The following is a 13,653-nucleotide window of genomic DNA, read 5'->3' on the forward strand; positions in this document are numbered from 1 at the left end:
ATCAGCGTCCTCAAACGGCGCGACGGTTTACGCCGCTGTCGCTATCGCGGCATGAACGGAATCAAGCGCTGGGTTGGCTGGGGCGTGCTCAGCAATAATCTCTGGGTCCTGATCACTGCGGCGAAACCCTGAACAGCCCCGATTGTGCTTCGCGCGTTTCCGCGCGAAGCTACGCCCTCAACCGGGAAAATCACTTTTGCACCGGAAATTAGTTAGGGGAAGCGTCCTATGAAGCTGAGCTGCAGGCCGGTGACGGCGCCCCCCGCCGCACGGCGCGAAAAGTAGCGCTCCGATTCGCACCTGGCGCACAGCCCGACGTTCGCGATTCTCTCGCGCTCGAGACCTGCCGCGGCAAGCTGGTCGGCAACGATACTGCGGAGATCGAGATAGGCCTTGCCAGCGCGATCGCTCGGATGGACATGGGCGCGAGCGCGTTGGAAGCTGCGCTCGAAGCGGCGCGCGAGCTCGATGTCAACTTCGTAGCAGCACGGCCCGATCGAGGGACCGAGCAGCGCGCGAACCGCGCCCGCGCGTGCGCCTTGCCGCACCATCGCACGCACCCCCGCCCCTGCTATCCCGGCCAGCGCCCCGCGCCATCCGGCATGCAGCGCCCCCATCACGCCGCTCTCGGTGTCGGCAAGCAGGACGGGCACGCAATCGGCGGTAAAGATGCAGAGCACGACACCGGTCATCGCGGTGACCAACCCGTCGGCTTCCGGACGCGGATCGGCCTCGGCGCGAGGGCCGATCACCTGGATTGCTTTGCCGTGGACCTGTTTCAGCTGGGAGAAACGCACCCCAGGCGGCATCAGGCGGCGCGCGCGCTGCCAGTTGACGTCAACGGCCCGCGAGTGGTCGCCGACCCAATACGAGAGATTCAAGGAAGCATATGGACCGCGGCTGGTGCCTCCCTCGCGGCCGAGAAAGCCGTGACACAGCGTGGGATCATCCCATCCTTGAAGTACGGGAGGAGCCGGCGGAAGCGATGTAGCTCGACGAAGCGCGCGCACTCGATGTCCCGAATAATCAGAGTCGGTTGTCGGGCACCGGAAGGTTAACCTATAATCCTAGTCTTTGGAATTCGTCCGGAGTCGCCTATGAACGGCTACGAATATCTTCTCGAACGTAATCGCCTGATGCACAAGCTCGAAGACGACCTCGCACGGCTGCGAGACCTGCCGGCGGCCGAGCGCCATGAAAAAACCGCGCGGCTGCAGGGCGCCTTCGACATCAGGCTGGCCGAGCTTTACACCAAAGTGGCCAAGGAATACCCGGGTGAGCGGCGCAAGAAAGCCCGTTCCCTGGCCGACCCGCGGTAACCCGAGGCCGCCGCCGGCCTTACGTCACAGCTGAAAACAGGGAACCAGAGAAAGAGCATTGAGCGGCCCTGAGCGCACCATCAGTATCCGCGGGGCGCGTACCCACAATCTCAAAGGCATCTCGCTTGACTTGCCGCACAACCGGTTGATTGTGGTCACCGGAGTGTCGGGGTCGGGCAAATCAAGCCTGGTTTTCGACACTCTCTACGCGGAAGGCCAGCGGCGCTTCGTACAGAGCCTCTCGACTTATGCCCGGCTGTTCCTGCAGCGGATGGATCGGCCGGACGTGGACTCGATTTCCGAAATCCCGCCCGCCCTCGCGCTGCGCCAGAAAAACACGATCAAGAACGCCCGTTCGACCGTCGGCACGGTAACCGAGATAAGCGACTACCTGCGGCTGCTGTTCGCGACGCTCGGACGGACCATCTGCCCCCGATGCGGCGGCGAGGTTACACGCGACACGGTCGAGAGCGCCGCGGCCTATGCGCTCGCCGAGCCCGGGATGCGCCTGTATCTCGCGCCCTTCGACCCCGGCTCACGCTCGGCCGCGGCGGCCTGCGAGTTCCTGGCGCAGAATGGGTACCATCGGCTTTTCGTCGAGGGCGCGATCGTCGAAACCGCCGAGCTGCTGGCGCGCGAGGTCCAAGGCGTCGTGCGCGACGCCGCGTCCGACGGGACGCAAAATTTCGCAAGTAGCGTAGCCGTTGACGCCGGGCCCGATACCGCGCCGGAAGCAGTCGCGGATACCGAGTCCGGTAATTCTCCGTCTTATGCGAACGGAACCGCCGGTGGAGCCCGCAGCGCCCCGCCCTCCGCGTCGCCCGCCGCCCGCAACGGCGACGGCGCGGTTGCTGGCGGGCGGCCGCTGATGGTCGTAACGGACCGCGTCGCGAACGATTCCGCCGACGCTCCTGCGCGCGTGCGCGAAGCACTGGAGAAAGCCTTTTATCTCGGCGGCGGGCGCGCCCGCGTGGTCAGCGTAGTGCGCGACAACGGGCGGATAGTGCCGGTAGCGGAGGCTGCCTTCGATCGCCGCTTCAATTGCTCGCGCTGCGGCACGCTTTTTCCGGAACCTACGCCGGCGCTGTTCTCCGCCAACAGTCCGATCGGCGCGTGCCCCGAATGCGAAGGCTTCGGACGCACGGTCGAGCTCGACCTTGAAAAGGTCATCCCCGACCCGGGACTTTCGCTACGCCAGGGCCTGATCGCGCCCTGGCGAACGCCTGCCTACGTCGAAATGAAGACCTGGATGCTCAAGTGCGCGCGCCGCGCCCGGGTGCGTACCGCAGTGCCATTTCGCGAGATGACCGATACCGAGCGCACCTGGCTGCTCGACGGCGAGCCGCGCGGCAGCGCCGGCGAAAACTCGCACGGCGACGACTGGGAGCGATGGCCGGGCGTGCGCGGATTTTTCCGGTGGATGGAAAAGCGGCGTTACAAGACCCACGTCCGTATCCTGCTCGCCCGCTATCGCCGTTTCGTCCCCTGCCCCGCCTGCGCCGGCGCGAAGCTCAAGCCCGAGGCGCTCAACGTGCGCGTGGACGGGATGACGATCGCGGAAGCCGGACAGCTCGCGGTACGCGAACTCAAACAGTGGCTTAAGCAAATCGGCGATCAGCCGCGCGCGGCAGAGCGCGCCGGCGCTGTGCTGCGCGAGCTCAAAAGCCGCGTCGGCTACCTCGACGAAGTCGGGCTTGGCTACCTGACGGTCGAACGCCAGGCGCGCACGCTCTCGGGCGGCGAGGCCCAGCGTATCCATCTCGCAAGCGCGCTCGGCAGCCTGCTGACGGCCACGATGTACGCGCTCGACGAGCCGACCGTGGGATTACACGCCGGCGACGTTCGCCGATTGCTCGGCGTGCTGCGCCATCTGCGCGACCTCGGCAATACCGTGGTGGTGGTCGAGCACGATCCGATGATGATCGCCGGCGCCGACTTCACGGTCGAACTCGGACCCGGCGGCGGCCGCGACGGCGGCAGCCTGATTCGCGCCGGCGCACGTGCGCGCGGGCGCAAAAAAGACGCTAACGGCGCGAAGGCGGGCGCCAATGCGAACGGAGCGACGCCGGGGCGGGTGATCCTGATGCGCACGCTCTCCCGCGAGCGGCGCTTTAACCGTCGCGACCCGGCGCTCAGGATCGTCGGCGCGCGCGAGCACAACCTCAAGAATCTCGACCTGCGAATTCCGCTCGGACGGATGGTCTGTATCACCGGGGTCTCGGGCTCGGGGAAATCCACGTTGATCGAGGATGTGCTCTACAACAACTATCTGCGCCGGCGCGGCGAGCCCGTGAGCGACGTCGGCGCCTGCGACCGGATCGAAGGCCTCGAACTGATCGGCGAGATGGTCCACATGGGCCAGGAACTGCCGGCGCGCTCGCTGCGCTCCAATCCCGCGACCTATCTCAAAATCTACGACGACATCCGCCGCCTGTTCGCGCAAAGCAACGAGGCGCGCCGCCTCGGTATCCAGGCCCGCCATTTCTCCTTCAACGTCGACGGCGGACGATGCGAGAAATGCCACGGCACCGGCACCGTGACGATCGAGATGCACTTCATGGCCGATCTCGAAGTGCAATGCGACGCGTGCGACGGCCGCCGCTTCCAGAGCCATATCCTGGCCATCCGCTACCAGGGCCGCAACGTCAACGAGGTGCTGGCGCTCACCGTCGATGAGGCGCGCGGTTTCTTCGCCAAGTCGCCGGCAGTGACGCGGCGGCTCGAGGCGCTGAGCTCGGTCGGCCTCGGTTACCTGTGCCTCGGGCAGGCGACTTCGACGCTATCGGGTGGCGAGGCGCAGCGCCTGAAGCTCGCGCGCTTTCTGCTCGCCGACCTCGAACCGCTGCCGGCGGGCGACGACGGCAAGCTTCAGGGCCGCGTCTTTCTGCTCGACGAACCGACCACCGGCCTCAGCTCCGCCGATATCCGCCAGTTGCTGCGCGTATTCGGGCGCCTCGTGACTGACGGCAACACGCTGATCGTGATCGAGCATCATCTCGAGTTCATCGCGCACGCCGACTACGTGATCGATCTAGGCCCGGGCGGCGGCGAAGACGGCGGACGCGTGGTCGCGGCGGGGCCGCCGCTCAAGGTCGCGGGGGCCGCCGGGTCGCTTACGGGGCGCGAGCTGCGCGGACTGTTTGGATTGCCGGCGAGCGCGCAGGGCGCCGCAGCGCGCTCGGCAAAGCTTCGAGCGAGTGCCGGATGAGGCGGCGCCTTCGCCGGGCATATCGCGGAGCGACGCGGATCGGATTCGTCGATATCCTGGTCATCGCGATCGTGATGGCGCTGCTGCTGTTTGCTGCGTGGAAACAGTTCCCCGCCTATAATCGTCCTTTCACGCCTCGCACGATTCTCACTCCCGCACCCAGAGTGCCAATGAGACCGCCGACGCCCGGGGGCATCCGCACTCCAGTGCCCCACTAACAAGTCTTCTTTGCAAAAGGCCGCGACGATTTCGGCCGTCGATTTTCATCTTCTTCGGCCAGGTGGTCCACCCTTTTTCGGAAACCGGATCGCAACGTAAAAACTGTTCTGATAAAGTCTTTGTTAAATCGTCCCGTCGGGGGCGAAACGCCCCGGCGGCCCTCGCCTGGGAGTGGAGCATGCTTCCCGATCCCTCTTCCATCAAACGTCTGAAAGACTTCTTTCTTGCAATGACGCGCACCAGCTTCGGCCAGCTCGGACTCGCCGATCAGCAGGTAGTTGACTACGTCGCGTCGGTGCTGACCGATTTCAGCACGGCCGGCCGATGGCTTGCGCTGCGCGACGCCGAGGGCCGTCGGCTGACCAGCGTGGTCGAGATGCTCGTCTCGCAGACCGGCGCGCCGCAAACTCGCCGGCGCGTCATCGGCGAACGCGAGTTACGCAAGTACGTCGGCGATTATACGCTCTTCATGTCAGGCCTCTTCCGCAGCTTCGTCGAGCGCAGCGGCTACCTCGATTACTATTTCGAGGAGGGCAAGCGCTCTTACCAGACCGTCTCCGAACTCGACGTCGCGCTCTATCGGCCGGGCTTCCTGATGTTCGAAGAGTTGAGCCGCAGCTTCGAGAACTACTCGGGCGCGCTCGACTACATGCGCAAGTGTTTCTTCAAGCCCACGCCCAACGAAGACCCTTTTGCCGGCTTCGCGGCGAAAATCGACGGCTGGGTACGGCTGCGGCTAGCTCCGAATTGATGCCCGCCGACGCGCCCGAGCGCCTCGACCATTACCTCGTGCGCCTTGGCTGGGCGCCGTCGCGCCGCGCCGCGCGCGAGATGCTCGCGGGCGGGATGGTTCGTGTTAACGGCCGTATCCTGCGCAAAGGCGAAATGGTCGGCAGCGGCGACACGGTAGAAATCGGCGAGGCCCCGGAGCTGCCCGCGCTCGCCCCCGACGCTCAAGTAAAAATTGAAATTCTGTTTCGCGATCCCGCGATGCTGGTGGTCAACAAGCCGGCGCCGATGGCGTGTCATCCCCTGCGTCCGGGCGAACGGGGCACGGTGATGAACGGAGTCGTCGCTCAATTTCCGGAAGCTCGCGCGTCGGGCGACGATCCGCGAGAGGGCGGCCTCGTGCATCGTCTCGACAATGGCACTTCGGGCGCACTGATTGTCGCGCTTCAGCGTGACGCGTTCGCGGCGCTCCGCGAAGCGATTCGCGCCGGACGTATCCGCCGCGTTTACCAGTCACTGGTCGCGGGAAATCTTAAAAAATCACTTGAAATTAAAACACCGATCGCGCATGATCCGCGCAACGCTCGCCGCATGCTCGCGGCTTCATCAGCGCGCGCCCGCCCCGCCGCAACCGAGGTTGAGCCGATAAGGCGCTTCGGGAACTTCACCCTGGTCGTGGCGCGTCCGCGCACCGGAATGCGCCATCAGATTCGCGTCCATCTGGCCGAGGCCGGGCATCCGATTGCCGGCGACACGCTTTACGGCGGACCGCCGCTCGACGCGCTCGCGAAGGGCCGTTTCTGGCTTCATCTGACGGAAATCGAATTTCGCTCGCCGATCTCGGGGCCGGCGCGAGTGCGGTCGCCGCTTCCGCGCGATCTCGAAAGCGCGCTCAGGGAACCGACCCGCCGCGGCTAGGGCCGGTCGCGCAATCTATTTATCGACGTAAACCTTCCGATGGGCAAAGCGCCAGTCGCCGTTGACCCTGCGCAGTTCGTCGCGATAACCGCCGACCGCAGTCAGCTCGGTCTTGCCGCCCTTGATGTGGAAATAGATCAGATTGCAGGTGCCGTGAGCGTGATCGCCGTGAACGTCGAAGCTCACGTTCACCATCATGTGCCGCACCTGCGCGCCCGCCCAAGACTCCTTGTACGACGCGCAGAACTTGCGCAGCGCGTCATGGCCGGCGTGCTTGCCGAGCGACGGACTTTCGAAAACGCCGTCATCGGTGAAGCAGTTGACCCACTCCTCGAACTTGCTCGAATCGATGTACAACGCGTAACGGGCATACAGCTCGCGAATCTGCTCGCGATCCTCGACGGTTCCGGTAATCGCCGGCATAGTCCTTCCTCCCGTGCGCGGCACCGGCGGGCGCGCCGCCTTGTATTCAGATTACACCCGCCTCTTTGAGGCGCGCCACGTCCTCCCAGCTATAGCCGAGCATCTCGGTGAGCAGCGTCTCGGTATGTTCGCCCAGTTCGGGCGCGTGGCCGCGCGGATTGGCCGGCGTTTGGCTGAGCTTGACCGGGAACCCGACCAGCTTCATCGCGCCGAGCCCCGGATGTTCGTAGTCAACGACGTAGTCGTTGGCCAGCACCTGGGAATCGTCGGGCAGGTCGGATACTCGATTGACGACCGTGTAGATGAAGTCACCGCCCGCCTTCAGCAGTTTCATCCACTCGTCGCGGGGTTTGGTCATGAACACCTTGTCGAAGATCGCAACCAGCTCTTTGCAATGCTTGCCGCGCACGCTGATGTCCTTGAAGCGCGGATCCTCGATCAGCTCGGGCAGGCCGAGCGTGTTGCACAGATCCTTCCAGTAGCGATCGGCCTGCAGCATCCCGAGCGTCAGCCACTTGCCGTCGGCGCATCGGTAGTGGTTCCACAGCGGGTTGAAGGCGTTCTCGCGGGTGTTGCGGCGGAACTCTGTGCCCATGATGTTGCGGCACGCGAGGTTCAGCCCCTGCAGCGCGATCATGGAGCCCAAGTGCGAGGCGTTAACCTCCTGCCCGACGCCGTAGCGCTCGCGCGCGAGCAGCGCCGTGATCACGCCGTACGACAACATGATCGCACCCATCTGGTCGGCCACGCCGCCGAACAGGTACACCGGCTCGTCGCCGTCGATTCCCGCGATGTGCATCACGCCCGAGCGCGACTGCGCGAGATAGTCGAATGATGGCTCGCCGCTGTCGGGCCCTTCCGGGCCGTAGCCCGAGGCGGTCGCATAGATGAGCCGCGGGTTCTTCTCACGCAGCGTCTGGTAGTCGAGACCGAGACGCTGGGCGACGCCCTTGCGGTAGTTCTGGACAAAGACGTCGCTCTTGGCCACGAGTTGATATACAACCTCGCGCGCCTCGGGCTTCTTTAGGTCGAGCGTGATGCTCTTTTTGTGGCGGTTGTTGGCTTCGAAGTAGAAGTTCTTGCCGTTGCGCGCGGTGGTCGCGCCCGACACTGCGAATATCGCACGGCCCGGATCGCCGTCGAGCGTTTCCAGCTTGATTACCTCGGCGCCCAGGTCGCCCAGCAGCGCGGTCGAGTACGGCCCCTGTTGCCAAATGGTCCAGTCGATGACTCTTATTCCATCAAGTGGCCTTTTCATGTTTTCCCTATACCACAAGACGGGCCGCTACGGATCGCCCTCGCCTAAGCGCCGCCGTGGCTCCCGTCCACAGGATCGGGCGCCACGCGAGATCGATCTGCGGCTTAAATTGACCGGGGTGCGCTTGAGTTACCGAGCCGGAGGCTTCATCAATAGAAACGGGGCCATGCTGCATTACCTGCTCAACCTTCTCTTTCCGCAGCGATGCGCGGCGTGCGATGCGAGCATGCCGATCGACGCGAAGCGCTGCATCTGTGCGCCCTGCCTGGCCGCGATCGGGCCGCCGCGCCCTCCGCTTTGCCAAATCTGCGGTGCTTCGCTCAATACCGGCGAGGACGGGCGCTGCGGTCGTTGCCGTGAGGCACCGCCGGCTTTCGATTCAGCCCGCGCGATCACGCGGTACCGCGCCAGCGGAACCGATTTCGCGGGCGGCGGATCGAGCGCGTTCGCAACGCTGCTCAGAAGGCACAAGTACGGCCTCGACCAATCGACGGGTCGCGCGCTGGCAGAATATATTGACGCCGCGCCACCGATTGACGCCGGCGCCTACGACCTTGTTATTCCCGTGCCGCTCCATCGCAGGCGGCTTCGATGGCGCGGTTTCAATCAGGCCGCACTTTTGGGCGCGGCGCTCGCCCGCCGCCTCAAATGCCCGCTCGACGCTGCGACGCTCGCGCGCATCCGCTCGACGCCGCCGCAGACCGCCCGTGACCGCGCGCAACGCGTGCGCAACGTCCGCAATGCGTTCGCCGTGCTCCGCCCCACGCGCGTAGCCGGCCGGCGGATTTTGCTGGTTGACGACGTGATGACGACCGGCGCGACCGCCGACGAATGTGCGCGCGTGCTGCACGCGGCCGGCGCCCGGCGCGTCGACGTCCTCACCCTGGCGCGCGTGTCATGAACGGCGGAGCACTGAGCCCCCTGGACAAGCGCCGCGATTGGGAAGAGCGCCAGCGCGCGAGCGCCGGTCCGCGCCCGCCCGAGCCGTCGGTAGGCGGGATGCTTGACCTTCTGCCGCGCGGCCTCGCTCTCGACGTAGCGGCCGGCACCGGGCGGCACAGTCTGATGCTCGCGCGCGCGGGCTTCAACGTCGTCGCGATCGACTATGCCGAGCCTGGACTTCGCATCCTGCAATCGATCGCACACGCCGAAAAACTCCCGGTATGGCCATTGACCGCCGATCTCGCGACCTTTCCCCTGCCGCGCGGCCGCTTCGATACGATCCTCAATCTCAACTTTCTGGACCGCGCCCTGGTGCCGAGGCTTATCGACGCGCTGCGGCCGGGCGGCGCGATGCTCTTCGACACCTTTCTCATCGACCAGGCGGCGACCGGCCATCCGCGCAACCCCGATTTTCTCCTCGCGCACTACGAACTGCGCGAAATGTTGAGCGGGATGGACCTCGTGCGTTACCGCGAAGGTCTCGTCATTTATCCGGACGGCAAGAGCGCCTGGCGCGCGGCGGCCCTGGCAATCCGCAGGGGCGCCTCTTAAATGGCGCGCGGACCCAGCTACAAATCGGCCGGGGTCGATATCGATCTCAAGGAGCGGCTGGTGCCGATGCTGCGCCGGCTCGCGCGCAAGACGCTCGGGCCGCACGTGCTGGGCGGGATCGGCGGGTTCGGCGCGCTGGTCGCGCTTAACGGCGGGCGGGCGATGCGCTCGCCGGTGCTGGTCGCAGGGACCGATGGCGTCGGAACGAAGCTCAAAATCGCATTCATGACCGGGCGCCACGACACGGTCGGAATCGACTGCGTCGCGATGTGCGTCAACGACATCGTGTGTCACGCCGCGCGACCGTTGTTCTTTCTCGACTACATCGCAACCGGCAAGCTCAAGAGCGCGGTCGCGCTGGCGCTGGTGAAAGGAGTCGCGCGCGGATGCAGGCTCGCCGGGATGAGCCTCGTCGGTGGCGAGACGGCGCAGATGCCCGGCTTCTATCGCTCCGGCGAATACGATATCGCCGGCTTCGCCGTCGGCGTGGCCGAGCGCGCCGCGATTCCGCGCCCCGAGCACATCCGCCCGGGCGACGTGCTGATCGGCCTTGCTTCGAGCGGCCTTCATTCCAACGGCTTCTCGCTCGCCCGGCGAGTCCTGCTCGAGCGCGCGCGCCTGAAACTCAACGCGCGCGTGGCGGAATTGGGCTGCACGCTTGCCGACGAACTGCTGCGGCCGACGAAAATTTACGCCGCCGCCGCGTCATCGCTGTTCGAGCATTTTCCGATTCGCGGGCTCGCCAACATTACCGGCGGCGGGATCCTGGAAAATCTCCCGCGCGTGTTGCCGGCCGGAATCGAGGCGATAATGCGCCGCGGGAGTTGGCCGGTTCCGCCGATCTTCGACCTGATTGCGCGGCTCGGACGAATCGGCCGGTCCGAAATGGATCGCACCTTTAATAACGGCCTCGGCATGATCGCGGTGGTGCCCGCGCGGCAGGCCGATGCCGTTATCGCTCATTTGCGGGGTCTGCGCACTCGGGCTTATCTTGTCGGCGAGCTGCGCCGCGGCAAGCGCGGAGTCAGACTGCTCTAGGCGGCCAGGCCGCGGCGGCAGCCAGGAGCGCGCGATGGCAGAGCGAGCGCCGGTAAAATTGGGAGTGCTTATCTCCGGCACCGGCACCAACTTGCAGGCGATCATCGACGCGGTCGAGCGCGGCGAACTGCGCGCCGAAATTCGCCTCGTAATATCCAACCGCGCGAACGTGCAGGGTCTCGAGCGCGCCCGGCGGCATGGCGTCCCGACCCGCGTCATCGAGCATCGCCGCTTCACTTCGCGCGAGGATTTCGACCGCGCGCTGGCCGCGGCGCTGACCGAGCACGGCGTCGAGCTCGTCGTATGCGCCGGCTTCATGCGCCTGTTGTCGCCGGTGATGCTGTCCGCGTTTCCGGATCGCGTGATGAACATCCATCCGGCGCTGCTGCCGGCCTTTCCCGGCGTGCACGCGCAAAAGGCGGCGCTGGAATACGGCGTCCGCTTCAGCGGATGCACCGTGTTCTTCGTGCGCGAGGGCGTCGACGACGGCCCGATCATCGCGCAGGCGGTCGTGCCGGTTATGCCCGGCGACACCGAAGAAAGCCTGAGCGAGCGCATCCGCGCGCAGGAGCATCGCCTCTACCCCTGGGCGATTCAGCTTTTCCAGGCAGGCCGCCTGACGATCGAGGGCCGCACCGTGCGTGTCGCCGATTTCCCGGCCGGCGATGAATCGCTCGCGCTCATAAATCCGCGCTCGCCCAATCGCCGCGCCTGAAATACCCCCACTGAACCACCGCAGTGAACGCGCTTTCCGTGATCGTCCCGATGCTCAACGAGGAGCGCACGATCGTGCGCACGCTGGAATCGATCGCCGCCGCCGCATCCGGCGCGGAAGCGGGCGTCGAGGTTATCGTCGTGGACGGGGGAAGTTCCGATCGCAGCCGCGACCGGGCGCGACCGCGATGCGCGACGCTGATGGTAGCGCCGCGCGGTCTCGCCCGTCAGATGAACGCCGGCGCCGCGACGGCCCATGGCGACGTGCTGGCGTTCGTCCACGCCGACACGCTGGTGCCGCAAAGTTTCGCAAGCGACATCGCTGCGGCGCTCGACGACCCGTCGGTGGTCGGCGGCCGCTTCGACGTGCGCCTGGACGACGACGCTCTGCTGCTCCGCCTTGTGGGACGGCTAATCAGCGTGCGTTCGCGCCTTAGCCGGACGGCCACCGGCGACCAGGCGATCTTCGTACGCCGCGAGGTCTTCGAGCAGCTCGGCCGCTACCGCAATATCGAGCTGTGCGAGGACCTCGACCTGGCGCGCCGGCTAAAGCGCGCCGGCCGCGTCGCCTGCCTGCGCTCCTGCGTCACGACCTCGGCGCGGCGATGGCGCGAGCGCGGCGTGATGGCGACGACGTTGCGGATGTGGTTCATCCGCGCCGCCTTCCTGCTCGGCGTCTCGCCCGCGCGGCTGACCCGCCTTTACAAGCGTGGCGGGCCGGCCGAAAATGAAGCCGGAGGCCGCTAAGTGGCAAAGGTCGAGGTTTACACGACGTCATATTGTCCCTACTGCATCCGTGCAAAATCGCTACTGAAAAGCAAAGGCGTCGCATTCGAAGAGATCGACGTTGCGGGCGATCCGGCGCTCCGCGAGAAGATGATCGAACTCTCCGGCGGACGGCGCACGGTCCCCGAGATTTTCATCAACGGCAGGATAATCGGCGGCTACGACGAGTTGCGCGCGCTGGAGGCCGCAGGCAGACTCGATAAGCTGCTGAGCGAGCCCGGCTGAGCCGGCCGCGCGATCACGATGAGCGACGAGTACGATGCCGAACGGTTTCCGGGCAATTTCTATCGCGGGATGATTTTGCGCCTGGACCGCGCCCGCGGCCGCGGCGTCGTGCGTTCGCATCAGGGGCGTGAGTTCGCGTTCAACTTCCCCTTCGTCGAAGTCGCCGGCGCGCCGCTCGGTGGCCGGTTTCCAGGCATCGAACTGCTGAGCGAAGGCGACAGCGTCGGCTTCGACGTCGGATGGACCTCGGGTGGACTGGTCATCACGGTGATCAAGCCAGCGCGCACTTCGAGCGGCGCGGCGCAGGATTAGCGTAGCAGTGCCGAATTAGCGCCGCAGCGACGGACTAACGGTCGCGCCGCGCCTGAAACATCCGCCACATTCTGCATCCCAGCGGATAGAACTCGCCGATCACTTCGTAGCCGTGACGTGTGTAGTAGGCGACGTTGGCCTCGGTCGCCGTCTCCAGGTAGACGCCGTCGAGATCGGAGCGCATTTCGACCAGCTCGCGCAGATGACTGAGAATCGCAATCCCGCAATGGCGTCCCTGGAATGACGGCTCCACGCCCAGAATATTGAGATACAGGTGCGGGCGCGGCGGATGATTGCGCACGAGCGTCTGGAGGAGCTGGATCGCCCGGCGCACACCGCCCCATCCTATCGCCCGCACCATCGCCGGAAGGCTGGGCAGCGCCGTCGCCAGCGTACCGCCCGTCGACGCATGCATCGTTCCCTCGACCACCGCCGCGGCAATCAGGCGACCGGCCTCGAACACGCCGAACACCGGCTGTCCATCGGCGCGCTGGAGCCGCAGCACTGCCTCGAAGAGCCCGGTCAACCGGCGGCCGCGTTCAACCGGCTCGCGCGGCTCAGGTGAGAGCGCATTGATCAGCGGATCGTTGACGAAGGCGCGGCTCAGCACTCCGGCGGCCTCGGCGTAATGCTCAGGAAAGACCAGCGCGGCGCGCGGATACATTTTTTGGTTCACCCGATTTTGACTCGCAGCATTCGGCTCTGTCGATTTCTGCATCACGCTTTTTACCCCGGTCTCTAGACTAGTCAGTATGGAACGACCGGCTCCGATTCGCAGATATCGTAGGTTACGCTGCGAGTTGGAGAAAGGTAGCGCAGGGCTACAAACGAAAGGAGCCGGTCGTTCCATACTGACTAGATTGCGATCAATGTCTTGGAAATAGTGATGCAGACCAGCTTTCATTACTACCAGGAAACCCATGGACTGACGCCGAACCCCATCGCTTCGGTGATCCGGGTTAGACAAGCGCCTCTTTAATTGCACTGCCTGCCACCCTCATCGCAAGCCG

The 13,653-nt window shown here is 65.5% G+C and carries 15 protein-coding genes; 11 read left to right on the forward strand and 4 right to left on the reverse strand.

The annotated features are described in order from the left end of the window. Positions 1-212: 212 nt before the first annotated feature. Positions 213-1,010 carry a peptidoglycan editing factor PgeF gene (pgeF, locus tag VMI09_03660; GenBank protein HTQ23765.1) on the reverse strand — a complete coding sequence of 266 codons (798 nt, stop codon included), beginning with the start codon at positions 1,008-1,010 and terminating at the stop codon, positions 213-215. Between the two features lie 87 nt (positions 1,011-1,097). Between pgeF and VMI09_03665 the strand changes: the two genes are divergently transcribed. The 4 genes from VMI09_03665 (at position 1,098) to VMI09_03680 (ending at position 6,393) form a co-directional block, all read left to right on the forward strand. Next, complete coding sequence (locus VMI09_03665; GenBank protein ID HTQ23766.1) at positions 1,098-1,319, forward strand: hypothetical protein; 222 nt, start codon at positions 1,098-1,100, stop codon at positions 1,317-1,319. 58 nt (positions 1,320-1,377) lie between these two features. Then, the gene (locus VMI09_03670) at positions 1,378-4,527 is read left to right on the forward strand and encodes an excinuclease ABC subunit UvrA (GenBank protein ID HTQ23767.1); all 3,150 of its coding nucleotides are present in this window, start codon (positions 1,378-1,380) and stop codon (positions 4,525-4,527) included. A 397-nt stretch (positions 4,528-4,924) separates the two neighbouring features. Next, entirely contained in the window at positions 4,925-5,497 is a 573-nt protein-coding gene (locus VMI09_03675) for a hypothetical protein (GenBank protein ID HTQ23768.1), read from the forward strand. Then, a complete protein-coding gene (locus VMI09_03680) occupies positions 5,497-6,393 on the forward strand; it encodes an RluA family pseudouridine synthase (GenBank protein HTQ23769.1) in 897 nt (298 codons plus the stop codon). The genes VMI09_03675 and VMI09_03680 overlap by 1 nt, the downstream gene beginning before the upstream one ends. Positions 6,394-6,408: 15 nt before the next feature. Here VMI09_03680 and VMI09_03685 read toward each other — a convergent pair whose 3' ends face one another. Further along, positions 6,409-6,816 carry a nuclear transport factor 2 family protein gene (locus VMI09_03685; protein ID HTQ23770.1) on the reverse strand — a complete coding sequence of 136 codons (408 nt, stop codon included), beginning with the start codon at positions 6,814-6,816 and terminating at the stop codon, positions 6,409-6,411. 46 nt (positions 6,817-6,862) lie between these two features. After that, the gene (locus tag VMI09_03690) at positions 6,863-8,074 is read right to left on the reverse strand and encodes a CoA transferase (GenBank protein HTQ23771.1); all 1,212 of its coding nucleotides are present in this window, start codon (positions 8,072-8,074) and stop codon (positions 6,863-6,865) included. A gap of 166 nt (positions 8,075-8,240) precedes the next feature. Between VMI09_03690 and VMI09_03695 the strand changes: the two genes are divergently transcribed. The 7 genes from VMI09_03695 to VMI09_03725 are packed head-to-tail and all read left to right on the forward strand — an operon-like array spanning position 8,241 to position 12,643. Continuing rightward, a complete protein-coding gene (locus VMI09_03695) occupies positions 8,241-8,975 on the forward strand; it encodes a ComF family protein (protein HTQ23772.1) in 735 nt (244 codons plus the stop codon). Beyond that, positions 8,972-9,568 (forward strand): methyltransferase domain-containing protein, encoded by a 597-nt coding sequence (locus VMI09_03700; protein ID HTQ23773.1) that lies wholly within the window; start codon positions 8,972-8,974, stop codon positions 9,566-9,568. The genes VMI09_03695 and VMI09_03700 overlap by 4 nt, the downstream gene beginning before the upstream one ends. Further along, on the forward strand, positions 9,569-10,606 hold the full coding sequence (purM, locus tag VMI09_03705; protein ID HTQ23774.1) for a phosphoribosylformylglycinamidine cyclo-ligase: 1,038 nt from the start codon (positions 9,569-9,571) through the stop codon (positions 10,604-10,606). Between the two features lie 34 nt (positions 10,607-10,640). Continuing rightward, entirely contained in the window at positions 10,641-11,321 is a 681-nt protein-coding gene (gene purN / locus VMI09_03710) for a phosphoribosylglycinamide formyltransferase (protein HTQ23775.1), read from the forward strand. A 23-nt stretch (positions 11,322-11,344) separates the two neighbouring features. Further along, a complete protein-coding gene (locus VMI09_03715; GenBank protein HTQ23776.1) occupies positions 11,345-12,067 on the forward strand; it encodes a TIGR04283 family arsenosugar biosynthesis glycosyltransferase in 723 nt (240 codons plus the stop codon). Then, the gene (grxC, locus tag VMI09_03720; GenBank protein HTQ23777.1) at positions 12,068-12,331 is read left to right on the forward strand and encodes a glutaredoxin 3; all 264 of its coding nucleotides are present in this window, start codon (positions 12,068-12,070) and stop codon (positions 12,329-12,331) included. An 18-nt stretch (positions 12,332-12,349) separates the two neighbouring features. Beyond that, on the forward strand, positions 12,350-12,643 hold the full coding sequence (locus VMI09_03725) for a hypothetical protein (GenBank protein ID HTQ23778.1): 294 nt from the start codon (positions 12,350-12,352) through the stop codon (positions 12,641-12,643). 34 nt (positions 12,644-12,677) lie between these two features. On the opposite strand, the gene VMI09_03730 is transcribed toward VMI09_03725, so the two are convergent. Then, positions 12,678-13,319: a GNAT family N-acetyltransferase gene (locus tag VMI09_03730; GenBank protein ID HTQ23779.1), complete on the reverse strand. Its 642-nt coding sequence runs from the start codon at positions 13,317-13,319 to the stop codon at positions 12,678-12,680. Positions 13,320-13,653: the final 334 nt, after the last annotated feature.

The organism is Candidatus Binataceae bacterium (assembly GCA_035500095.1).
Lineage (GTDB): Bacteria > Desulfobacterota > Binatia > Binatales > Binataceae > JAKAVN01.